The 20,156-nt window shown below is 72.6% G+C and carries 19 protein-coding genes; 9 read left to right on the top strand and 10 right to left on the bottom strand.

Annotated elements, in window-relative coordinates:
- Window positions 1–19: 19 nt before the first annotated feature.
- Both SKED_RS20185 and hrpA read left to right on the top strand, forming a co-directional pair.
- Window positions 20–184, top strand: coding sequence for a hypothetical protein (locus SKED_RS20185; RefSeq protein ID WP_012865144.1), 165 nt, complete (start codon window positions 20–22; stop codon window positions 182–184).
- Between the two features lie 146 nt (window positions 185–330).
- Entirely contained in the window at window positions 331–5,013 is a 4,683-nt protein-coding gene (gene hrpA, locus SKED_RS00490; RefSeq protein WP_012865143.1) for an ATP-dependent RNA helicase HrpA, read from the top strand.
- A 7-nt stretch (window positions 5,014–5,020) separates the two neighbouring features.
- Here the strand turns inward: hrpA and SKED_RS00485 are convergent, their stop codons facing one another.
- Both SKED_RS00485 and SKED_RS00480 read right to left on the bottom strand, forming a co-directional pair.
- On the bottom strand, window positions 5,021–5,395 hold the full coding sequence (locus SKED_RS00485) for a hypothetical protein (protein WP_143755603.1): 375 nt from the start codon (window positions 5,393–5,395) through the stop codon (window positions 5,021–5,023).
- Window positions 5,396–5,416: 21 nt separating this feature from the next.
- Window positions 5,417–6,046, bottom strand: a complete 630-nt coding sequence (locus tag SKED_RS00480; protein ID WP_012865141.1) for a hypothetical protein — start codon at window positions 6,044–6,046, stop codon at window positions 5,417–5,419.
- Between the two features lie 146 nt (window positions 6,047–6,192).
- On the opposite strand from SKED_RS00480, the gene SKED_RS00475 reads away from it, so the two are divergent.
- Both SKED_RS00475 and SKED_RS00470 read left to right on the top strand, forming a co-directional pair.
- Complete coding sequence (locus SKED_RS00475; protein ID WP_012865140.1) at window positions 6,193–7,032, top strand: alpha/beta fold hydrolase; 840 nt, start codon at window positions 6,193–6,195, stop codon at window positions 7,030–7,032.
- A complete protein-coding gene (locus SKED_RS00470) occupies window positions 7,025–7,612 on the top strand; it encodes a TetR/AcrR family transcriptional regulator (RefSeq protein ID WP_012865139.1) in 588 nt (195 codons plus the stop codon). The genes SKED_RS00475 and SKED_RS00470 overlap by 8 nt, the downstream gene beginning before the upstream one ends.
- Here SKED_RS00470 and SKED_RS00465 read toward each other — a convergent pair.
- Window positions 7,590–9,017, bottom strand: a complete 1,428-nt coding sequence (locus tag SKED_RS00465; protein WP_012865138.1) for an MFS transporter — start codon at window positions 9,015–9,017, stop codon at window positions 7,590–7,592. The two genes, SKED_RS00470 and SKED_RS00465, sit on opposite strands and share 23 nt — an antisense overlap.
- A 459-nt stretch (window positions 9,018–9,476) precedes the next feature.
- Between SKED_RS00465 and SKED_RS00460 the strand changes: the two genes are divergently transcribed.
- Together SKED_RS00460 and fdxA are read left to right on the top strand one after the other, a co-directional pair.
- Window positions 9,477–10,148 (top strand): dihydrofolate reductase family protein, encoded by a 672-nt coding sequence (locus SKED_RS00460; protein WP_012865137.1) that lies wholly within the window; start codon window positions 9,477–9,479, stop codon window positions 10,146–10,148.
- A gap of 112 nt (window positions 10,149–10,260) precedes the next feature.
- Window positions 10,261–10,587 (top strand): ferredoxin, encoded by a 327-nt coding sequence (fdxA, locus tag SKED_RS00455; RefSeq protein ID WP_012865136.1) that lies wholly within the window; start codon window positions 10,261–10,263, stop codon window positions 10,585–10,587.
- A gap of 12 nt (window positions 10,588–10,599) precedes the next feature.
- On the opposite strand, the gene SKED_RS00450 is transcribed toward fdxA, so the two are convergent.
- The 7 genes from SKED_RS00450 to nirD form a co-directional block, all read right to left on the bottom strand.
- The gene (locus tag SKED_RS00450; RefSeq protein ID WP_012865135.1) at window positions 10,600–11,178 is read right to left on the bottom strand and encodes a sugar O-acetyltransferase; all 579 of its coding nucleotides are present in this window, start codon (window positions 11,176–11,178) and stop codon (window positions 10,600–10,602) included.
- 76 nt (window positions 11,179–11,254) lie between these two features.
- On the bottom strand, window positions 11,255–11,683 hold the full coding sequence (locus SKED_RS00445; protein WP_012865134.1) for a hypothetical protein: 429 nt from the start codon (window positions 11,681–11,683) through the stop codon (window positions 11,255–11,257).
- Between the two features lie 93 nt (window positions 11,684–11,776).
- A complete protein-coding gene (locus SKED_RS00440) occupies window positions 11,777–12,370 on the bottom strand; it encodes a GNAT family N-acetyltransferase (protein ID WP_012865133.1) in 594 nt (197 codons plus the stop codon).
- A 13-nt stretch (window positions 12,371–12,383) separates the two neighbouring features.
- Window positions 12,384–13,622: an amidohydrolase gene (locus tag SKED_RS00435; protein ID WP_012865132.1), complete on the bottom strand. Its 1,239-nt coding sequence runs from the start codon at window positions 13,620–13,622 to the stop codon at window positions 12,384–12,386.
- A gap of 88 nt (window positions 13,623–13,710) precedes the next feature.
- Complete coding sequence (locus SKED_RS20180) at window positions 13,711–13,866, bottom strand: hypothetical protein (protein ID WP_012865131.1); 156 nt, start codon at window positions 13,864–13,866, stop codon at window positions 13,711–13,713.
- 61 nt (window positions 13,867–13,927) lie between these two features.
- On the bottom strand, window positions 13,928–14,683 hold the full coding sequence (locus SKED_RS00430; RefSeq protein ID WP_012865130.1) for a sirohydrochlorin chelatase: 756 nt from the start codon (window positions 14,681–14,683) through the stop codon (window positions 13,928–13,930).
- A complete protein-coding gene (nirD, locus tag SKED_RS00425) occupies window positions 14,680–15,090 on the bottom strand; it encodes a nitrite reductase small subunit NirD (RefSeq protein WP_012865129.1) in 411 nt (136 codons plus the stop codon). Before nirD ends, SKED_RS00430 begins: the two co-directional genes overlap by 4 nt.
- Window positions 15,091–15,353: 263 nt before the next feature.
- Between nirD and nirB the strand changes: the two genes are divergently transcribed.
- Genes nirB through SKED_RS00410 form a run of 3 tightly spaced genes read left to right on the top strand, consistent with a single transcriptional unit; the run spans window position 15,354 to window position 20,152 of the window.
- Window positions 15,354–17,996 carry a nitrite reductase large subunit NirB gene (nirB, locus tag SKED_RS00420; RefSeq protein WP_012865128.1) on the top strand — a complete coding sequence of 881 codons (2,643 nt, stop codon included), beginning with the start codon at window positions 15,354–15,356 and terminating at the stop codon, window positions 17,994–17,996.
- Window positions 17,997–17,999: 3 nt separating this feature from the next.
- Window positions 18,000–19,022: a uroporphyrinogen-III C-methyltransferase gene (gene cobA, locus SKED_RS00415; protein WP_012865127.1), complete on the top strand. Its 1,023-nt coding sequence runs from the start codon at window positions 18,000–18,002 to the stop codon at window positions 19,020–19,022.
- Window positions 19,019–20,152: a uroporphyrinogen-III synthase gene (locus tag SKED_RS00410; protein ID WP_012865126.1), complete on the top strand. Its 1,134-nt coding sequence runs from the start codon at window positions 19,019–19,021 to the stop codon at window positions 20,150–20,152. Before cobA ends, SKED_RS00410 begins: the two co-directional genes overlap by 4 nt.
- Window positions 20,153–20,156: the final 4 nt, after the last annotated feature.

The following is a 20,156-nucleotide window of genomic DNA, read 5'->3' as shown; positions in this document are numbered from 1 at the left end:
TCAGTCTTGGAGGAAGCCCATGCGCGGCATCACGTTCGTCGTCACACTCGCCCTGTTCTTGCTCGGCTTCTACCTCATGGCCGTCGCCTTCACGACGCCTGACCTGGAGTTCCTGCTCTTCGGCGGCGGTCTCGTCGCCGTGTGCCTCGCGTTCTTCGTGCCGCTGCAGCTCAGCAGGGACTGACCAGCACCGCAGGGACATCACCGCCAGGAGGGGCGGCTCGCCGACGACGGCGGGCCGCCCCTCCTGCGTGCGGGCGACCGGCACGCCGCTGAGCACCGGGACAGCTGCGCCAAAAGAGTTGCAGACGCCTGGGAGGATGGTGGGTTGTGAGCACGGCACCGAACTCCCCCGCCCCCCAGGACCCGCAGCGGCCGGGGAGCGACGCGCCCGCAGCCGGTGCCGGCGGACCCACCCGACGAGACGGCGGCGGACGCCGTCGTGGCCGCGGTGGGCGCGGACGCGGACAGAGCGCGGAGAAGCCTGCAGAGCCGGGCGGCCGTCCTGCCGACGCGGCTGGCGCGCAGGGCGACGAGGCCCGTGAGCCTGCCCCGCGTCGTGACGAGCGAGGTGGCGAGCGCCGCGGAGAGCCACGCCGCGGCGACGAGCGCCGAGGCAAGGACCGCCGCACCGGTGACCGCCGCCCGCGCGTCGACCACGCACGCCTGGAGCGCGCTGCGGCGGCCCGCACCGCCGTCGACCTCCCGCCGATCGTCTTCCCCGAGCAGCTGCCCGTCTCGGCGCGCCGCGAGGACATCGCGGCGGCGATCCGCGACCACCAGGTGGTCATCGTCGCGGGCGAGACCGGCTCGGGCAAGACCACCCAGCTCCCCAAGATCGCCCTCGAGCTGGGCCGTGGCCGCGCCGGGCAGATCGGCCACACCCAGCCTCGCCGCATCGCGGCGCGCACCGTCGCAGAGCGCATCGCCGAGGAGATCGGCACCCCGCTCGGCGAGATCGTCGGCTACCAGGTGCGGTTCACCGACACCTCGTCGGAGAACACCCTGGTCAAGGTGATGACCGACGGCATCCTGCTCGCGCAGATCCAGCGCGACCCGCAGCTCCTCGCGTACGACACCCTCATCATCGACGAGGCGCACGAGCGCTCCCTCAACATCGACTTCATCCTCGGGTACCTCACACAGCTGCTGCCGCAGCGCCCGGACCTCAAGGTGATCATCACCTCGGCGACCATCGACTCCGACCGTTTCGCCCGGCACTTCGCCCCGCGCGACGCGCAGGATGCAGCGAAGGCGGCTGCGCAGACCGAGCCGGTCGACGGCACCGATGACACCTCCGCCGACGACGCCCCCATGGCACCCGTCGTCTCCGTCACCGGCCGCACCTTCCCCGTCGAGGTCCGCTACCGCCCGCTCACACCCGAGGACTCCTCGGCCAAGAAGGGCGCCGAGCGCGACCTCATGACGGGCATCTGCGACGCGGTCGACGAGCTCTGCGCCGAGGGACCGGGCGACATCCTCGTGTTCCTGTCGGGCGAGCGCGAGATCCTCGACGCCCAGGACGCCCTGGCGAGCCACCTGGGCGCACGCGTGAACGACCCACGCCGCCCGGACCACGTCGAGATCATGCCGCTCTACGCCCGGCTCTCGGCCGCCGAGCAGCACCGCGTGTTCCAGTCCCACCCCGGGCGCCGCGTGGTGCTGTCGACCAACGTCGCCGAGACCTCGCTCACCGTTCCGGGCATCCGGTACGTCGTCGACCCGGGCACGGCGCGCATCTCGCGCTACTCCAAGGCCACCAAGGTGCAGCGCCTGCCGATCGAGCCCATCGCGCAGGCGTCGGCCAACCAGCGCTCCGGTCGCTGCGGCCGTGTCGCCGACGGCATCGCGATCCGCCTCTACTCCGAGGACGACTTCCTCTCCCGCCCCGAGTTCACCGAGCCCGAGATCCTGCGCACCTCCCTCGCCTCGGTCCTGCTGCAGATGATCTCGGTCGGCGTGGTCCGTACCCCGGACGACGTCGCGCGCTTCCCCTTCGTCGAGCCGCCGGACACCCGCGCCATCCGCGACGGCGTGCAGCTGCTCACCGAGCTCGGCGCGCTCGAGACGCGCAAGCCCGAGCGACGCGGGGCCACGTCCCGCCCGGCGGGCACTCACGTCGAGGGAGGCTCGTCGGCCCCGTCGGACGAGCGCGCCTCGCGCGACGCGCTCGGCTCCGGCGGCGGGACCCGCCTCACCGAGACCGGCCGTGCGATCGCCCAGCTGCCCATGGACCCGCGCCTGGCCCGCATGATCGTCGAGGGCGGGCGCCGCGGCGCCGCCCGCGAGGTGATGATCATCGCCGCCGCGCTCTCCATCCAGGACCCGCGCGAGCGGCCGACCGAGCAGCGCGCGCAGGCCGACCAGCAGCACGCGCGCTTCACCGACCCGACCTCGGACTTCCTCAGCTACCTCAACCTCTGGGAGTACGCGCGGGCCCAGCAGCGCGACCTGTCGTCCTCGGCCTTCCGCCGGCTGTGCCGGGCGGAGCACCTGAACTTCCTGCGCATCCGCGAGTGGCAGGACGTCGTCGGGCAGCTGCGTGACATGTCCAAGCCGCTCGGCATCGTCATGAACGCCCCCGGGCGACGCTCCGGCGGGTCGAGCACCGACGAGCCCGTGGCCGACCTCGACCTGCGACAGACGTGGGACGGCGACACGATCCACCAGTCGCTGCTCGCCGGGCTGCTCTCGCAGATCGGTATGCAGGAGGCCACCGAGGTCAAGGCATCCGCCGTCAAGGGCCGCGAGACCGCGGCCGACCGCCGAGCCAAGAAGTTCGCGCGCAACGAGTACCTCGGCGCGCGCGGGGCCCGCTTCGCGATCTTCCCCGGCTCCGGCCTCGCCAAGAAGCCGCCGGTCTGGGTGATGGCCGGCGAGCTCGTCGAGACCTCGCGCCTGTGGGGCCGCGACGTCGCGAAGATCCAGCCCGAGTGGGCCGAGGACCTCGCCGCGCACCTCGTCAAGCGCACCTACTCCGAGCCGCACTGGTCGAGCAAGCAGGGCGCCGCGCAGGCGATCGAGAAGGTGCTGCTCTACGGCGTGCCCATCGTCGCCGACCGCAAGGTCCTGTTCTCCAAGGTGGACCCGGAACAGGCGCGCGAGCTGTTCATCCGGCACGCCCTGGTGCAGGGCGAGTGGACCACGCACCACACCTTCTACGCCGACAACCGACGCCTGCTCGACGAGGCGGCCGAGCTCGAGGCCAGGTCCCGGCAGCGTGGCCTGGTGGTCGACGACGACGCGCTCTTCGCCTTCTACGACGAGCGCGTCCCCGCGTCCGTGGTGTCCGCGCGGCACTTCGACCAGTGGTGGAAGTCCGCGCGCCGCGAAGACCCCGACCTGCTGACCTTCACGCTCGACCTGCTCGTCCCCGAGGGCACCGAGGTGTCGGCCGAGGACTTCCCGCAGGAGTGGGTCCAGGGCGACCTCACGCTCCCCCTCACCTACCAGTTCCAGCCCGGGACGGACGCTGACGGGGTCACCGTGCACGTGCCCATCTCGGTGCTCAACCGGGTGGTCCCCGACGGCTTCGACTGGATGGTCCCCGGCCTGCTCGACGAGCTCACCACGGCGACCATCCGCGCGCTGCCCAAGCCGGTGCGCGTGCAGCTGGTGCCCGCGCCGGACGTCGCCCGCGGCGTCGTCGCGTGGATCCGCGAGAACACCCCGGCCTGGGGCGATGTCACCCGGGCCGGCGACATGGCCGAGTCCTACGAGTCCGCCTTCACGCGTGCGGTCAAGGCGCTGCGCGACGTGGACGTCCCCGAGGACGCCTGGGACCGCGAGCGGCTCCCCGGGCACCTGCGGATGACCTTCCGGGTCTTCGAGGAGCGCGGCGGACGCGGCTCCGGCCCGCGCGGCGAGGTCGTGCTCGACGAGTCCAAGGACCTCGTCGCGCTCCAACGTCGTCTCGCCGCGCAGTCGCAGGCCGCGGTCCGGTCTGCGGTCAAGAGCGCCGTCGGCACCGCGCTCCGCGAGGCGCAGCAGGAGGCCCAGGACGCCGCGGCAGCGAGCCAGAAGGCCGGTACAGGTGCACCGGGGGCCGCGGCAGCGACCGGTGGACCGACCGCGCCAGCAGCGTCGACCCCTGACGCACCGACGGGCGTCACCGTCGCCGAGGTCGCCTCGCTCGCGACGTGGCCCTCCGCCCTGCCCGACGGCGTGCTCCCGGCCCAGGTCGACACCCCGGGCCCCGGCGGCATGGTCGTGCGCGGCTACCCCGCGCTCGTCGAGGAGAGGTCGGGGAGCACCACCACGGTCGCGCTCCGGGTGCTCGCCGACGCGTCGCGCCAGGAGGTCGAGCACACCCGTGGCGTCCGTCGGCTGCTGCTCGGGGAGACCGCGCTGCAGCAGTCGCGCATCACCTCGCGGTGGTCCGGCACGCAGTCGCTCACGCTCGCGGCGAGCCCGTACAAGAACACCGGCGCGCTCGTCGCCGACCTCCAGCTCGCCGCGGTCCAGTGCCTCACGCCCGACGCCGGCCAGGTCCGCGACCTCGCGGCGTACACGGCCATGCGGACGGCGGTGAAGAAGGCGCTCGAGGAGGAGATCCACACCGTGGTCGGCCACGTGGTCGCCGCGCTCACCGCGGCGCGCACCGTCGACGGCGAGATCCGGTCGTCGAGCTCGCTCGCGCTCCTCAACACCCTCGCCGACGTCCGTGACCACGTCGCGGGGCTCGTCTACGACGGCTTCGTGGCGGCGACGCCGCCAGGACGCCTGCCGCACCTCGCGCGCTACCTGCGCGCGGCGTCCTACCGGCTCGAGAAGGCCGCGAGCAACCCGAACCGCGACGCCGAGCTCGCGTGGAAGGTGCACGACGTCGAGGATGCCTACGACGCGGCCCGCGCCGCGTACGCGGCAGGCCGCCCGGACCCCGCACGGGCCTCGGAGCTCGCGCAGGCTCGCTGGATGATCGAGGAGCTGCGCGTCTCGCTGTTCGCCCAGCAGCTCGGCACCGACGGGCCGGTGAGCGAGAAGAGGATCAGGAAGCTCCTCGCCGGGGGCTGAGCCGAGGTCAGAGCCCCTTGTTCTTGCGGTTCTTGTAGAGGATGCGCAGCCCGACGATCCGGCCGATCGACCCGACGACGAGCAGGACGAACCCGGCTGCGGCGAGCCAGGCGTAGCCGCCGGAGGGGGAGGTGCTCGCCTCGGGGGGCGTGGTCGACGCCGCGTCGGTACTGGCGAGCGCGTCGACGAGCGGCGCCTCGAAGGCCTCAGCAGTCTGGCTGCCAGCCACCTGCACCTGGGCGACGACCTCTCCGCGCCCTGTGTCGACGGCCTGGGCCGCAGGGGCGGCGAGGAGGGCGGACCCGGCCACCAGGCCGGCGGCGAGGACGAGCGAGGCTCGTCGTCGCACGGAGACGGTCGGGGCAGGGGCGGGAGAAGTCACCGCACCACCCTAGGCCGTCGCCTACTGCGCGACGAGCGTGAAGGTGCTGCTCAGCTGGTCGCCCGTGTCGTAGACGGCGAGGTTGCCGCTCTCCGTGTCGACACCGAGGTAGCCGGCGGGGTTGGTGAGCGCCACCTGCTCCGGGCTGTCGAGCGGCGTCACGACGAACACCTGGTCGGGGTCCGCGGCGTCGCAGGACGTGGTCGACGGGTCACCGCCGAACGGCACGGTGAGGCAGGTCGGCTGCCCGTCGGTCTCCGCGACCGTGACGATCTGGTACCCGATGCCTCCTCCCTCGACCGGGGTGACGACCCACTGCGCAGGCACCTCGTTGGCAGCGGGGTCCGGGACCAGGGCGACGCCTCCCTCGACCGTGGGAGCGAGGTAGGTCCCGGCGTAGGACTGGATGTCGACCGGCTGGGTCCCGTCCATGAGCCCGCCGTCCTCGGGCCCCTCGGCGGGTTCCGTCGTGGCGGTCTCCGGGGCTGCCGGCTCGGTCGCGTCGTCGGTCGGCGTGGCCTCGTCCGTGGTCGCGGCCGTCGACGTGGGGTCCGTGGTCGCCGCATCCTCGTCGCCGGACGAGCACCCGACGAGAGCGAGACCGGCGCCCAGCAGGGCGATGGACAGGGCGGTGCGCTGTGTCGTCCTCATCGTCCGAGTCCACCACAGCACTGCTGGGCGTGCAGGTCGGGGGCGGTCCAGGTGCAGTCGGGAAGCACCTCTTGACGACTTTGGCTAACGCCGCTAGCCTCAGGCTAAGAGCATTAGCCATATGGGGCACCGCACCGGAGGACACCATGACCCAGCATCTGAGCATCGGCACCAGCACCCTCGCGTACGACCTGGTCGGCGAGGGCCCTCTCGTCGTCCTCGCCCACGGCATGGGTGACACCCGGAACTCCTACCGGCACGTGGTCCCCGGTCTGGTCGCCGCCGGGTACCGGGTCGCGAACGTCGACATCCGCGGGTGCGGAGAGTCCAGCGTGGAGTGGGACGGCTACAGCCGGACCGACATCGCCGGGGACCTCGTCGCGCTGGTCCGTCACCTCGGCGGACCGGCCGTGGTCGTCGGGCAGTCCCTCAGCGGAGGGGCCGCGACCATCGCGGCGGCGACCGCTCCGGACCTCGTCGTCGGCATCGTCGAGCTCGCACCCTTCACCCGCAAGCAGCCGATGGTCGACCTCGGTGGCCTGCTGCGGTCTCCGGCCTACCGCAAGGGCTTCGCGCGGCTCGCCCAGGTCCTCGCGACCGGCAGCCTCACCGCCTGGAAGAAGTACCTCGACGTCGCCGTGCCGACCAAGCCGGCCGACTGGGACGCCGGGCTGGCGCACATCGAGGCGACCATGAGCGAGGCTGGTCGCATGAAGGTGCTGCAGAAGATGTGCCAGACGAGCCCGGTCGACGCCGGCGCCCACCTCGGAGGAGTCCGCTGTCCCGTGCTCGTCGTCGAGGGCAGCGCCGACCCGGACTGGTCCGACCCGCGTGCCGAGGGCGAGCGCATCCTCGCCGACCTGCCCGACGGCCTCGGCGAGCTCGCCGTGATCGAGGGTGCCGGCCACTACCCGCACACGGAGACCCCCGACGAGGTCCTCGCCCTGGTCCTGCCGTTCCTCGCGAAGGCCCACGCCCGTGGCTAGGGCCGGGCTCGCCCCCGCATCCGTCACCGAGGCGGGTGCTGACCTCGCCGACGAGGTCGGGTTCGACCGGCTCAGCATGGGGCTCCTCGCCGAGCGGCTCGGGGTCAAGACACCGTCGCTGTACAAGCACGTCGACGGCCAGGCCGACCTCGCCCACCGCATCGCGGTGCTCGGCGCGAACGAGCTCGCCGACGCCGTGCGCGACGCCACGCAGGGGCGGTCGGGGCGTGACGCCCTGGTCGCCGCGGCGGCCGCCATGAGGACCTTCGCCCGTGAGCACACCGGCCGGTACGACGCGGCGAACAGCGCCCGCCCGAGCGACCCGGACGACCCCTTCGTGGCGGCGAGCGGCCGGCTGCTCGACTCGCTCGCCGCCGTGCTGCGCGGGTACCGGGTCGACCCGGCCCAGGAGGTCCACGCGCTCCGCATGCTGCGCAGCGTGCTGCACGGCTTCGCGACCCTCGAGGTGACGGGCGGGTTCCGGCTCGACACCGACGTCGACGAGAGCTTCGACTGGGTCGTCGCGCTCGTCGACCGCGGGCTGACCAGCCTCGGCGTCAGTGGCCCGTCGGGACCATGACCTTCTCCTCGGCGGCGACGGCCGCGCGGTCGTGCTTGGGCAGCGCGACGAGCGCGATGACCGCACCGAGCACCATGAGGCCCGCGCTGCCGACGAACACGGCCGAGTAGCCGTCGACGAGGGCGTCGAGCGTCATGGCGGTGCCGGTCGCACCGGCCGCGACCGTGGTCCAGACGGCCAGGCCCACCGAGCCGCCGATCTGCATCGAGGCGGTCGACAGGGCGCCGGCGACACCGGCGTCGTGAGGGCTCACGCCACGCAGCGCGACGTTCTGCAGCGGCAGGAACACCATGCCCATGCCGACGCCGGTGAGGGCGAGGCCGGGCAGGACGTGCGTCGCGTAGCCACCGTCGGCCGTGATGAACGAGAGCCAGAAGAGACCGGCGCCGGTGAGGACCGGACCGAGGACGAGGAACGGCTTGGGGCCGATGGCCTCGAGGTATCGCGAGCCCACACCCGCCACGATCATGATGAGCACCGTCTGCGGGAGGGTCGCCAGACCCGCCTCGAAGGGCTTCATCCCGAGGACGACCTGCAGGTGCAGCGTCAGGTAGAGCATCGAGCCGATCATCACGGCACCGGCGATGGCCTGGATGCTGAAGGCCGTCCCCCGCACCCGGTGGGTGACGACGCGCAGCGGCAGCAGCGGGTTGGCGCGACGAGTCTGCGTGATCACGAAGGCGACCACGAGCAGCACCCCGAGCACGAGCGAGACGATCACCTGCGGGGAGGTCCAGCTCTTCTCGGCCTCGGTGAGGCCGAACACCACGGCGCCGAGGCCGAGGACCACGAGGAGCGCACCCCAGCCGTCGATCGGCTTCTCACGGTCCGGCGGCGAGTGCTGGAGGGTGACCGAGCCGACCACGACGATGAGCACCGCGATCGGGACGTTGATGAGCAGGCACCAGCGCCAGGTCGCGTACTCGGTGAGCAGGCCGCCGAGGAGCAGGCCGATCGCTGCGCCGACTCCGGCGACGGTGCCGAACACGGCGAAGGCGATGTTGCGCTCGCGCCCGGACGTGAAGGTCAGGGTGAGGATCGCGAGGGCAGCCGGCGCGAGCAGCGCGGCGAACACGCCCTGCAGTCCGCGGGCGATGATCAGCTCGGTGCCGTTCTGCACGATGCCGCCGAAGCCGGAGGCGATCGCGAAGCCGACGATGCCGATCATGAAGGCCTTCTTGAGGCCGAGGTAGTTGACCAGGCGTCCGCCGAGGAGCAGCAGACCGCCGAAGGCGAGCGCGTAGGCCGTGACGACCCAGGACCGCTCGCTGTCGGAGAGCGCGAGGTCGGCCTGCGCCTGCGGGAGGGCGATGGTGACGATGGTGCCGTCGAGGACGACGACGAGCTGGACGAGCGCGACCGTCGCGAGGACGATCCAGTCGCGCCGGGTGGCGTGCGAAGACATGTGTTCCGTTCAGGGATGGTCGCACGACACGCAACGCTCGGCTGCGGTCGCAGCGTCGCGGAGGTGTGGGCGGTGGTGTGGAGGGAGAGCGCCGTCGGCGTCAGCGACGGATGAGCAGGTGCGCCGTGGTCCGGCTCGCGGGGCGAGCGGTGGCACGGTCTCAAGACCGGCACAGGGCAGCACCTAGAACTTATCCGCTCTCGTGCCCCGTGGCATGCCTGGCGAGGCGTGTGCATGATCATGCCCGCGAGGGGTGGACTTTCTGGCCTCCGTCCTACCTCTCGGGGGGGCTCGGAAAGGGTGCTCGAGCGCTCGACGGAGCGCCTGACCGTCAGGCACCGTCGACACCGCAGGGCACCGGCGATACGGTCGACAGGACGACGGCAGCCCGCACGGTCGCGCACCGACGCGCGACCTCCCGCACGGCCACGGACCGCCGACCGCAGACCTGGAGGCAGCATGTCCCGAGTCCGTGTCCACAACTTCTCGGTGTCGCTCGACGGCTTCGGCACGGGCGAGGGGCAGTCGCTCGACGCGCCCTTCGGTCATGCCGGGTCACGTCTGATGGAGTGGGCCTTCCCCACCCGGACCTTCACGCGGATGGGGCTGCACGGCGGCGGCGAGGGGTCGACCGGCGTCGACGAGGTCTTCGCGAGCCGGTGGGCCGACGGGATCGGCGTCGAGATCATGGGGCGGAACAAGTTCGAGCCCCGGCGCGGGCTCGCGGACGGCGAGGAGTGGCGGGGCTGGTGGGGCGAGGACCCGCCCTTCCACACCCCGGTGGTGGTCCTCACCCACCGCCCGCGCCCGACCCTGGAGATGGCGGGCGGGACCACCTTCCACTTCGTCGACGCAGGCCCGGCCGAGGCCCTCGAGCTGGCCCGGGACCTGGCGGGCGACCTCGACGTCAGGATCGGCGGTGGCGCGAGCACGGTCCGTCAGTTCCTGGCGGCCGACCTCGTCGACGAGATGCACGTGGCCCTCGTCCCCGTCGTCCTCGGGCGCGGCGAGCGGCTCTGGGACGGCCTCGAAGGGCTGGAGCAGCGCTTCGAGGTCGAGGCGACACCCTCGCCGAGCGGCGTGGTGCACCTGACCTTCAGCCGACGACCCCGGGGCGACGACCAGTCCTGATCCGGGCGTCCGGCCCCCGTCCTGCTCCCCGACTGGACCTCAACCGCCGTTGAGGTCGTACCGTGGAGGGGAGAGCGCCCGGTGCCGGGTGCCCACCTACGGACGGAGGCCCATGACCTACGTGATCGCGCAGCCCTGTGTCGACGTCAAGGACAAGGCGTGCATCGAGGAGTGCCCCGTGGACTGCATCTACGAGGGCAAGAGGTCGCTGTACATCCACCCGGACGAGTGCGTGGACTGCGGTGCGTGCGAGCCGGTGTGCCCGGTCGAGGCGATCTACTACGAGGACGACGTGCCTGACGAGTGGTCGGAGTACTACAAGGCGAACGTGGAGTTCTTCGACGACCTCGGCTCGCCCGGCGGCGCGGCCAAGATGGGCGAGATCGACAAGGACCACGCCGTCATCCTCGCCCTGCCCGCGGGGATCAACGAGGGCTGACGCGGCCAGGCCTCAGATCTCGCGGATCACCCGGGCCGGGTTGCCGACGGCGACGACGTTCGCCGGGACGTCCTTGGTGACCACGGAGCCCGCACCGATCACCGAGTTCTCGCCGATGGTGACCCCGGGGCACACGATGACGCCGCCGCCGAGCCACACGTTGTCGCCGATGGTGATGGGCAGCGCCGCCTCCCACTTGTCGCGGCGCGGGCCGGGCTCGACGGGGTGCGTGGGTGTGAGGAGCTGGACGTTCGGGCCGATGAGGACGTCGTCGCCGATGGTGATCGGGGCGACGTCGAGCGCCGTGAGGTTGAAGTTGGTGAAGCACCGGGCACCGAAGGTGATGTTCTTCCCGAGGTCGACGTAGACCGGCGGCCGGAGCTCGGTCTCCTCGCCCACCGAGCCGAGGAGGTCGTCGAGGATGAGCCGGCGCAGCGGTCCCTGCCGGGCGGTCGTCGCGTTGTAGGCCTGCTGGAGGTCCTGGGTCTTCGCGATCGTCTCGCCGATCTGCGGGTCGTCGGCGATGTAGAGGTCGCCGTCCAGCATGCGCTGGTACATGGTGCGGTCGTCGCCGGGTTCGATGATGCTCATAGGTACGAGCGTACGCTCAACCGGGCCTGAGGCGCGACGGCGCCTGCCGACCCGACCGCGCCTGCAGGTGCTGGACCTACCCCGGCTCGCCGGACGGCCCGACGACCCGGGCGACCTGGACCGGCATGCCGGTCGCACGGATCCGCGCCGCGTAGTCCTCGAGCCAGGCGTTCGCCGCAGCCACCGGGTCCCCGTCGTGCTCGACGAGCGCCCAGAGCGCCATCCCCTCGGAGGTCGGCGTGTAGACGGTCTCGCCGACGCTCACGTCGTGCCACTGCGCGGCGAGCCCTTCCGCCTCCGGGAGCGCGTCGAGCTCGGCCTGGACCGCGTCGTGCGCCTGGTCGTAGGTGAGCCCGTCGGGGCCGACCTCGGCGCGGATGAGCGCGTCGTCGGCCACCAGGCGCACCCGCAGGCTCGTCCAGCGCGCGGCGTCGTCCGCCACGCCGTCCGCCGCACCGAGGGCGCTCTGCTGCGTGCTGTCGTCAGGATGCGTGCTGTCCGTCATCGATCCGTCCTCTCGTCCCGACCGCGCACCGTGCGCCGCTGCGGTCGGCCTCAGTCTTGCAGCGGCGCGCCCGCCGGGGCCACCGCGCAGGGCTCAGGAGGAGCCGTGTTCGCCGCGGGCCGATCCCTGCGAGGTCAGCTGCCCGTACATGTACATGTCGCGGGACACCCCGGCGACCCGCTCCCAGGCGCGGAGCAGACCCTCTCGCTCGTAGCCGGCCGACTCGGCAGCGCGCCACGACCCCTCGTTCCACGGCTCGACGTACAGCTCGAGCCGGTCGAGCTCCGGGAGGTCTACCGCCCACGCCGTGAGCGTCTGCAGCGCCTCGGCCGCGTACCCACGACGGCGCTGCGACGGGCACACCCAGTAGCCGACGCTGCCGCGCGCCCCCTCCGCCAGACGGAGCTGGAGGATGGCGTGGCCGACCGCACGGTCGTCAGCGTCGGCGATCGCGAAGGCGTACCCGGCACGGGTGCGCAGCCGGTCGTGCTGGCGCTCGACGAAGGCGAGCGCCTCGTCCTCGCTGTCGACCGACGGTACGGACGTGATGAGCGGGATGAGCGGGTCGTACGACGCCTCCCGGACCGCGTGCGTGTCCGTCGCCCGCCAAGCCCGCAGACGCACCCGCGGCCCGGTCAGCTCCGGCAGCCGCAGCGGACCGGGCGACGTGCGCTCGTCAGAGACCATCCCGCCCCGCCCGTCAGCCGGCGGTGCGACCGAGGCGCTCGACGGCGCGGCCGACGTGGGCCTCGGCGTCCCAGGTGAAGACCTCGCGCCCGTCGATGAACACGCGCTCGGCACGGGACATCGCGTCGAGGGGGTCGCCCGACCACACGACGACGTCGGCGTCGAGGCCCTCGGCGAGGGCGCCGATGCGTCCGTCGAGGCCGAGGAACGACGCGGGGTTCGTGGTGAGCGCCTCGAGGGCCGTCTCGCGCGGCAGGCCGTCGCGGACCGCGAGCGTCGCCTGGGTGATGAGCAGGTTGATGGGGATCACCGGGTGGTCGGTGGTGATGGCGACGCGGACGCCGGCCTTCGCGAGGGCCACGAGGTTGGTGATCGCACGGTCGCGGAGCTCGACCTTGCTGCGGTTGGTGAGCATGGGGCCGTAGATCACCGGGATGTCGCGCTCGGCGAGGACGTCGGCGAGCTTGTGGCCCTCGGTGCCGTGGTTGATGACCAGGCGGTAGCCGAACTCGTCGGCGAGGCGGATCGCGGTGGCGATGTCGTCGTGGCGGTGCACGTGCTGGTCCCAGGCGAGCTCGCCGTCGAGCACGCGGGCGAGCACCTCGAGGTCGAGGTCGCGGGCGAAGGGCTCGCCCTTCTTCTCCGCCGCGGCGCGCGACGCGGCGTAGTGCTCGGCCTTCGCGAAGGCCTCACGCAGGATGAACGCGACCCCGAGGCGGGTCGACGGCATCTGCTTCTTCTCGCCGTACACGCGCTTGGGGTTCTCGCCGAGCGCCGACTTCACGCTCACCGACTCGCTGATGACCTGCTCGTCGATGGTGCGGCCGCCCCACGTCTTGATCGCGACGGTCTGCCCGCCGATGACGTTGCCCGACCCGGGCTTGACGACCACCGAGGTGATGCCGCCGGACAGCGCGTCGCGGAAGCCCTCGTCGTCGATGTTCACGGCGTCGATCGCGCGGACACCGGGCGTGGTCGGCCGGGTCATCTCGTTGACGTCGTTGCCGATCGGGCCGTTGCCCTCCTCGTCGATGCCCACGTGGCCGTGCGACTCGACGAACCCGGGCAGGACCCACTTCCCGGCGACGTCGACGACGGTCGCGTCGGCCGGGACCTCGACGTCGGCGCCCACGGCGACGATCTTGCCGTCCCGCAGGAGGACGGTGCCGCGCTCGACCGGGGCGGAGGAGACGGGCACGACATAGCCGTTGACGAGGGCGGTCAGGGGGGAGGTTCCACGTGGATCAGTCATGGGACCAACCTATCGCCGGGTGCGCACTCGCGTCGCGAGCCAACTGAACTGTGCACGAGCCAAGAAAAGTTGTCGTCGACGAGACCGATCACCACTCGGTCTGATCGAGCATCGATCGCTCCGAGAGCTGCTGGAAGAACCTGTCACCAGTCGGCTGTCCAGCTCGGTCCATCGCAGCCTTCGCACGGCTGGTCAGCGCGGTCGTCAGGACGGACTCCTCGACCGTCGCGTTCGTAGGCTCCATGCAGCGAGTATGACCCGTCGCGCTCGCCAGGGCGGAAGAGCAGTCCCGACGACGGCCGGTCTCAGAGTCCGTACCGCTCCACCACGAGCTCGACCATCTCGGCCGGGGCCGGGTCGGCGGCGCTGAGCAGCGGCTCGGTGACGACGTCCGCCCCGGCCCGGCCCGCGAGGTCCGCGAAGTAGCCGGGTGCCAGCAGGTAGGTCGCGACGACCACCCGGCGCCCGCCGTGGCGCGAGCGCGCGGTCTCGACGGCGTCGGGCAGGGCGGGCTGGACGGCGGAGATGTAGCCGACGAGGACGTCGCGCCCGATCGCCTGCCCGAGGAGGCGGCCCATGACCTCGCAGTCCTCGACGGCCCGGGCGTCGGAGGACCCGGCGACGGCCAGCACCACGGCGTCGTCCGGCGCGAGACCGGCCTCGTCGAGGCGGGCGACGAGCTGCCGGACGAGGCGCGGGTCAGGGCCGAGGGCCGGGCGCACCACGGCGTCGGGTGCCTCTGCGGCGGCCTCGGCGAGGTCGACGTACACGTGGAAGCCGGCGGAGAGCAGCAGCGGGACGATGTGCACGGGCTCGTCGCCGATGTCGCCGAGGGTGGTGGGGACGTCGGGCTGCTGGACGTCGACGCAGCACCCGAGGACGTCGAGGTCGGGGCGGCGCAGCGCGACGGCGTCGACGAGGGCGCTCACGGCGCGCTGGCCGGTGGGCGACGAGGTGCCGTGCGAGCAGGCGACGAGGACCGGCGTCCGGCCGACCTCGGCGTACGCACGAGCGTACGGACCGGCAGGGGCCTGGAGGGCACCGTGGTCGAGCGCCGTCACGCGGCGGCCCGCACCTCGACCTCGACCGCCACCTCGAGGGCGACCTCGACGTACCCGTCGACGACCTGCGTCGGGAAGGTCTGCAGGTGCAGCGCGGGGCTGGTGAAGCACTCGCCGGTCTCGATGTCGTAGACCTGCTTGTGCAGCGGGGACGCGACGGTGACCCGCTCCCCCGAGGCGACGGTCTTGGAGCCGGTGATGCCGCGGGCCATGACGTGCGACCCGGTCGCGGGGTCGCGGTGGCTCACGGCGTAGACGCCGGCGTCGGCGAGGCGGAACAGCGCGACCTGCGCGCCGTCGACCATGGCGGCCTCTCCCCAGCCGGTCTCGAGCTCGTCGAGGCGGCACACGCGCCGCCACTGCTGGGAGCTGGTGGTCCGGGGGCGAGCGACGATCGTCTCGGTCATGTCGGGCTCCTGTCGTGGCGGTGGTGCAGCGGGCCTCTGGCCTGCTGACGGTCGGGGCGACCGTCGGTGAGCCCGACGCTATCGACGGCGTGTTTCCCGGAGGTCGGCGCGGGGTTTCCCTCTCGTGACCTTCTTCTCACACCCGCGCGAGAGGGCGGTGACAACCTGGTGACCCGGGGGACACCCGAGGGCAACGGCAGGGAAACGGCACGACCGTACGGTCGCATCTCACCCGCTCGTCGTCGCCCCCTGGAGGTACTCGCATGACCGGAAACGCCGCAGCCCCCACCCCCGGACGGCACGTCGTCGTCGTCGGTGGCGGCCCCGCCGCGCACAGGTTCGTCGAGGCGATGGCGTCCCGTGACACCGCGGGCCTGCGCATCACCGTCCTCGCCGAGGAGGTGCACCAGCCCTACGACCGCGTCGCGCTGAGCAAGGCCTTCGTCGGCGACGTCGACCTCACCCTCGGGGGCGGCGAGCTGTGGGACCACCCCGCGGTGACGCTGCGCACCGGCGAGCGCGCCGTCGCGGTCGACGCCCAGGCCCGGACCGTCCAGACGTCCACCAGCACCGTCGCCTACGACGAGCTGGTGCTGGCGACGGGCTCCGACGCGGCCCGCCTCACCTTCCCGGGCGGCGACCGCACGCACGTGTACCGGACCGTCGACGACGTCTGGGGCCTGGCGGCCGAGGTGACGCGCCTCGCCGCCGAGCTCGGCCGGGCGCCCCGCGCGGTCGTCGTCGGTGGTGGTCTGCTGGGTCTCGAGGCTGCGGGCGGTCTGCAGGAGCTCGGTGCCGAGGCGGCCGTGGTCAACGGCGCCGGGTGGCTGATGAACGCCCAGCTCGACGAGGGCGGCGGGCAGGCCCTCGGCCGGCTCATCGCGTCGACGGGCATCGAGGTGCACTGCGGCACCCGACCCGTGGGTGTCCTGGTCCAGGACGACCGCGTCGTGGCCCTCGAGCTCGGCGACGGCGCGGAGCTCCCGGCAGACCTCGTGGTCGCCGCGATCGGCATCCGGCCTCGCGACGAGCTCGCGGCCTCCGCCGGCCTGGTCACCGGGCCGCGCGGCGGCGTCGAGATCTCCGACGACTGCTCGACCTCGGTCCCCGGCATCTGGGCGATCGGCGAGGTCGCGAGCTTCGAGGGCCGGTGCGTCGGCCTCGTCGCGCCGGCCAACACCATGGCCGAGGTGGTCGCCGACCGTCTGCACGGCGGTGCCGCGACCTTCCCCGGCTTCGACACCGCGACCCGCCTCAAGCTGTCGGGCGTGGACGTCGCGAGCTTCGGCGACGCCTTCGGCGCGAGCGAGCACTGCCTCGAGATCGTCTACGCCGACCCGGCCCGCGGGATGTACCAGAAGATCGTCGTCACCGACGACGCCAAGACGCTCCTCGGCGGCATCTTCGTGGGCGACGCCACCCCGTACACCTCGCTGCGGCCGTTGCTCGGCCGCGAGCTCGGCGCCGAGCCCGGGGCGTTCCTCACCGCAGCGGGCGGCGGCGAGGCCCCGCAGACCGAGCTGCCCGACGACGCCATCCTCTGCTCCTGCAACAACGTCGCGGTGGGCACGGCCCGCGCCGCCGTCCACGGCGACGCCAAGACCGCCCCCTGCCACGACCTGGGAAAGCTCAAGACCTGCACCCGGGCGGGCACGCAGTGCGGCTCGTGCGTGCCGATGCTCAAGAAGCTCCTCGAGGGCGAGCTCACCAAGGCCGGTGTCGCCGTGTCGAAGGCCATGTGCGAGCACGTGCCCATGTCGCGGGCCGAGCTGTTCGAGGGTGTGCGCGCCCTCGGCCTCACGTCCTTCGAGGAGATCCTGGGCCGCTTCGGCTCCGGCCGCGGCTGTGACATCTGCAAGCCGGCCATCGGGTCGATCCTCGCCTCGCAGCACACCGACTACGTGCTCGACCCGGGGCGCGGCGCCCTCCAGGACACCAACGACCGCGCCCTGGCGAACATGCAGAAGGACGGCTCGTACTCCGTGGTCCCCCGCATCCCCGGCGGCGAGATCACGCCGGAGAAGCTCGCGGTCATCGCGAAGGTCGCGATCGAGTTCGGGCTGTACACGAAGATCACCGGCGGGCAGCGCATCGACCTCTTCGGGGCACGGCTCGACCAGCTGCCGGAGATCTGGAAGCAGCTCGTCGAGGCCGGCTTCGAGTCGGGCCAGGCCTACGGCAAGGCGCTGCGCAACGTGAAGTCCTGCGTGGGCTCCACCTGGTGCCGCTTCGGCGTGCAGGACTCGGTGGCCATGGCCATCCAGCTCGAGCTCCGGTACCGCGGGCTCCGCGCACCGCACAAGTTCAAGATGGGGGTGTCGGGCTGCGCCCGCGAGTGCGCCGAGGCGCGCGGCAAGGACGTCGGCGTCATCGCGACCGACACCGGGTGGAACCTCTACGTCGGCGGCAACGGCGGGTTCCAGCCCGTCCACGGCCAGCTGCTCGCCAAGGACCTCGACGACGAGACCCTCATCCGGTACGTCGACCGCTACCTCATGTACTACATCCGCACGGCCGACCGCCTGCAGCGCACGGCCCGCTGGATGGAAGACCTCGACGGCGGGGTCGACCACGTGCACCAGGTGGTCGTCGAGGACTCCCTCGGCATCGGGGACGACCTCGAGGCCGCGATGGCCCTGCACGTCGAGCACTACGAGGACGAGTGGGCCGCGACCCTCAAGGACCCCGACAGGCTGCGGCGGTTCCGCTCCTTCGTCAACGCCCCGACCGAGGCCGACCAGTCGACCGCCTACGTCCGCGAGCGCGGGCAGCGTCGTCCGGCGACGCCCGCCGAGCGGGCCGGGGACCTCGGCCCAGGGATCGAGAGCTTCGACGAGCCGGTGCGCGGACCCGTCATGCTGGCGGGGCTGAGCATCCCCGTGCGTCCCGAGAACCAGGAGGGCTGACCCGTGAACCTCGACCTCGACCTCGCCGGCACCACGGTGCTGATCCTCGGCACCGCGCACAGCGCGCGGCGTGCCCTGCGGCGCTGCACCCACGCCGGGGCGGTGGTGCGCACCGCGCACACGCCGGCCGACGTCGACCTCACGGGCCTGGAGGACGTGCGGCTCGTCATCGCGGTCGACGACTGCCAGGGCGGGTGGGACGACGTGGTGGCCCGGTTGCGGAGGACGCACCTGGTGGTCCGCGAGGACGCCGCAGCTCCTGGGGGCCAGGTCATCCTAGTGGGTGGTGGGCCCGGCCAGGACGAGCTCCTCACGGTGGCGGGCCGTCAGGCTCTCGCGGACGCCGACGTGGTGCTCTACGACCGGCTGGCCCCGCACGAGAACCTCGCCGAGCTGACCCACGGTGCCGAGCTGGTGGACGTCGGCAAGCGTCCTGGGCACCACGCGATCACACAGCGTGGCATCGAGGAGCTCATGGTCGACCGGGCGCGGGCCGGCGAGACGGTGGTGCGCCTCAAGGGCGGCGACCCCTACGTGTTCGGACGTGGTTCGGAGGAGGTGCTGGCGGCGCGGGCTGCGGGCATCCCGGTGCGGGTGGTCCCCGGCATCACGTCGGCCGTGTCGGTGCCGGCGGCGGCCGGCATCCCGGTGACGCACCGTGAGGTGTCGCGCCTGTTCACGGTGATCTCGGGCCACGTGCCGCTCACGGCGTCGGAGTGCGAGCACCTGGCCGGGCTGGGCGGGACCATCGTGGTGCTCATGGGGATCGGCACCATGCACCAGACGATGACGGGTCTGCGGCAGGCGGGGATGACGCCGGACATGCCGGTGGCCGTGGTGGAGCGCGGGTACAGCATGAACCAGCGCACGACCTGCTCGACTCTCGGCGAGGCGACGTCAGCGGCTACGCTCGCGGGATGTTCTAACCCGGCCGTCCTCGTCATCGGCGAGGTCGTCCGCCTCGGCCACGACTGGCCCCGTGAGCTCACCGAGCTGGCGGGCGCCTCGCTAGGAGTATCTGGATGAACGCTGCCGACGACACGTCCGGTGTCACCGAGTTCAGCAACGACCAGCTCTCGGGGTTCCGGATCGGCGTGACGTCGGACCGGCGGTCGGACGACCTCATCGCGGCGCTCGAGCGGCGCGGCGCGCAGGTGATGCACGCCCCCGCGCTGCGCATCGCGCCCGTGGAGGAGGACGTCGACCTGCTCGCGGACACCCGGGCGATCCTGGAGACGCCGCCCGACGTCATGGTGGTCACCACGGCCTACGGCATGCGTCGGTGGAGCGAGGCTGCTGACGCCGCGGGCCTCGGCGACCCGCTCACCGAGGTGCTGCAGGCCTCCCGGATCTTCGTCCGCGGTCCCAAGGCCCGCGGCGCGGTCCGCGCGGCGGGCCTGGACGACGTCGGCATCGCGCACGACGAGCGCACCTCGTCGGTGATCGACATGCTGCTCGACGAGGGCGTCGACGGGCTGACGGTGGCCGTCCAGCTCCACGGGTACACGGACGGCCAGCAGCTCGAGCGGCTGCGTGCCGGCGGGGCGCGGGTGCTCACCGTCGAGCCCTACCGCTGGGTGAAGCCCGACGGCGCGGAGCGGCTGCCGAGGCTCATCGACGCGGTGTGCTCGCGCAACCTCGACGTCGTCACCTTCACGAGCGCCCCGGCGGTCGACGCGTTCCTCACCTCGGCGATCGAGCAGGGTGTCCTCGACCAGCTGCTCGACGCGTTGCGCACCGACGTGGTGGCGGCCGCCGTCGGTCCGGTGACCGCAGGGCCTCTCGAGGTCGCCGGCGTGACGCCGATCATCCCCGAGCGGTTCCGCATGGGCGCGCTCATCCGGCTGGTGTGCGAGCACCTCGCGCTGCACCAGGTGGCCGAGTTCCCCACCGCGCTGGGGCAGGTGCAGATCCGCGGGCGCTCGGTGGTCTTCGACGGCCGCGCGGGCCAGCTGGCCCCCGCCCCGCTCGCGCTGTTCCGTGCCCTCGCCGCGAGCAAGGGGGCCGTGCTCACCCGCAAGGACCTCATGGCGCACCTGCCCGAGGCCGAGAACGAGCACGCCCTCGACATGGCGATGAGCCGGCTCCGGGCGTCGCTGCCCGAGCCACGCCTCGTGGCGACCGTGGTCAAGCGGGGGTACCGGCTCAACGTGTGAGGTG

Source organism: Sanguibacter keddieii DSM 10542, assembly GCF_000024925.1.
In the GTDB taxonomy this organism is placed as follows: Bacteria; Actinomycetota; Actinomycetes; order Actinomycetales; family Cellulomonadaceae; genus Sanguibacter; species Sanguibacter keddieii.
Note: the sequence above shows the minus strand (reverse complement) of the source record. Positions and strands in the feature narration are given on the sequence as shown.

Bases quoted from the DNA above. Each gene is read 5' to 3' on its own strand.
- SKED_RS00480 (WP_012865141.1), bottom strand. From the start codon at position 6,046: ATGAGGACGACACAGCGCACCGCCCTGTCCATCGCCCTGCTGGGCGCC.
- nirB (WP_012865128.1), top strand. From the start codon at position 15,354: ATGACCGGAAACGCCGCAGCCCCCACCCCCGGACGGCACGTCGTCGTC.
- SKED_RS00440 (WP_012865133.1), bottom strand. From the start codon at position 12,370: ATGGTCTCTGACGAGCGCACGTCGCCCGGTCCGCTGCGGCTGCCGGAG.
- SKED_RS00475 (WP_012865140.1), top strand. From the start codon at position 6,193: ATGACCCAGCATCTGAGCATCGGCACCAGCACCCTCGCGTACGACCTG.
- SKED_RS00445 (WP_012865134.1), bottom strand. From the start codon at position 11,683: ATGACGGACAGCACGCATCCTGACGACAGCACGCAGCAGAGCGCCCTC.
- SKED_RS00465 (WP_012865138.1), bottom strand. From the start codon at position 9,017: ATGTCTTCGCACGCCACCCGGCGCGACTGGATCGTCCTCGCGACGGTC.
- SKED_RS20185 (WP_012865144.1), top strand. From the start codon at position 20: ATGCGCGGCATCACGTTCGTCGTCACACTCGCCCTGTTCTTGCTCGGC.
- nirD (WP_012865129.1), bottom strand. From the start codon at position 15,090: ATGACCGAGACGATCGTCGCTCGCCCCCGGACCACCAGCTCCCAGCAG.
- SKED_RS00450 (WP_012865135.1), bottom strand. From the start codon at position 11,178: ATGAGCATCATCGAACCCGGCGACGACCGCACCATGTACCAGCGCATG.
- SKED_RS00410 (WP_012865126.1), top strand. From the start codon at position 19,019: ATGAACGCTGCCGACGACACGTCCGGTGTCACCGAGTTCAGCAACGAC.
- fdxA (WP_012865136.1), top strand. From the start codon at position 10,261: ATGACCTACGTGATCGCGCAGCCCTGTGTCGACGTCAAGGACAAGGCG.
- SKED_RS00435 (WP_012865132.1), bottom strand. From the start codon at position 13,622: ATGACTGATCCACGTGGAACCTCCCCCCTGACCGCCCTCGTCAACGGC.
- SKED_RS00460 (WP_012865137.1), top strand. From the start codon at position 9,477: ATGTCCCGAGTCCGTGTCCACAACTTCTCGGTGTCGCTCGACGGCTTC.
- SKED_RS20180 (WP_012865131.1), bottom strand. From the start codon at position 13,866: ATGGAGCCTACGAACGCGACGGTCGAGGAGTCCGTCCTGACGACCGCG.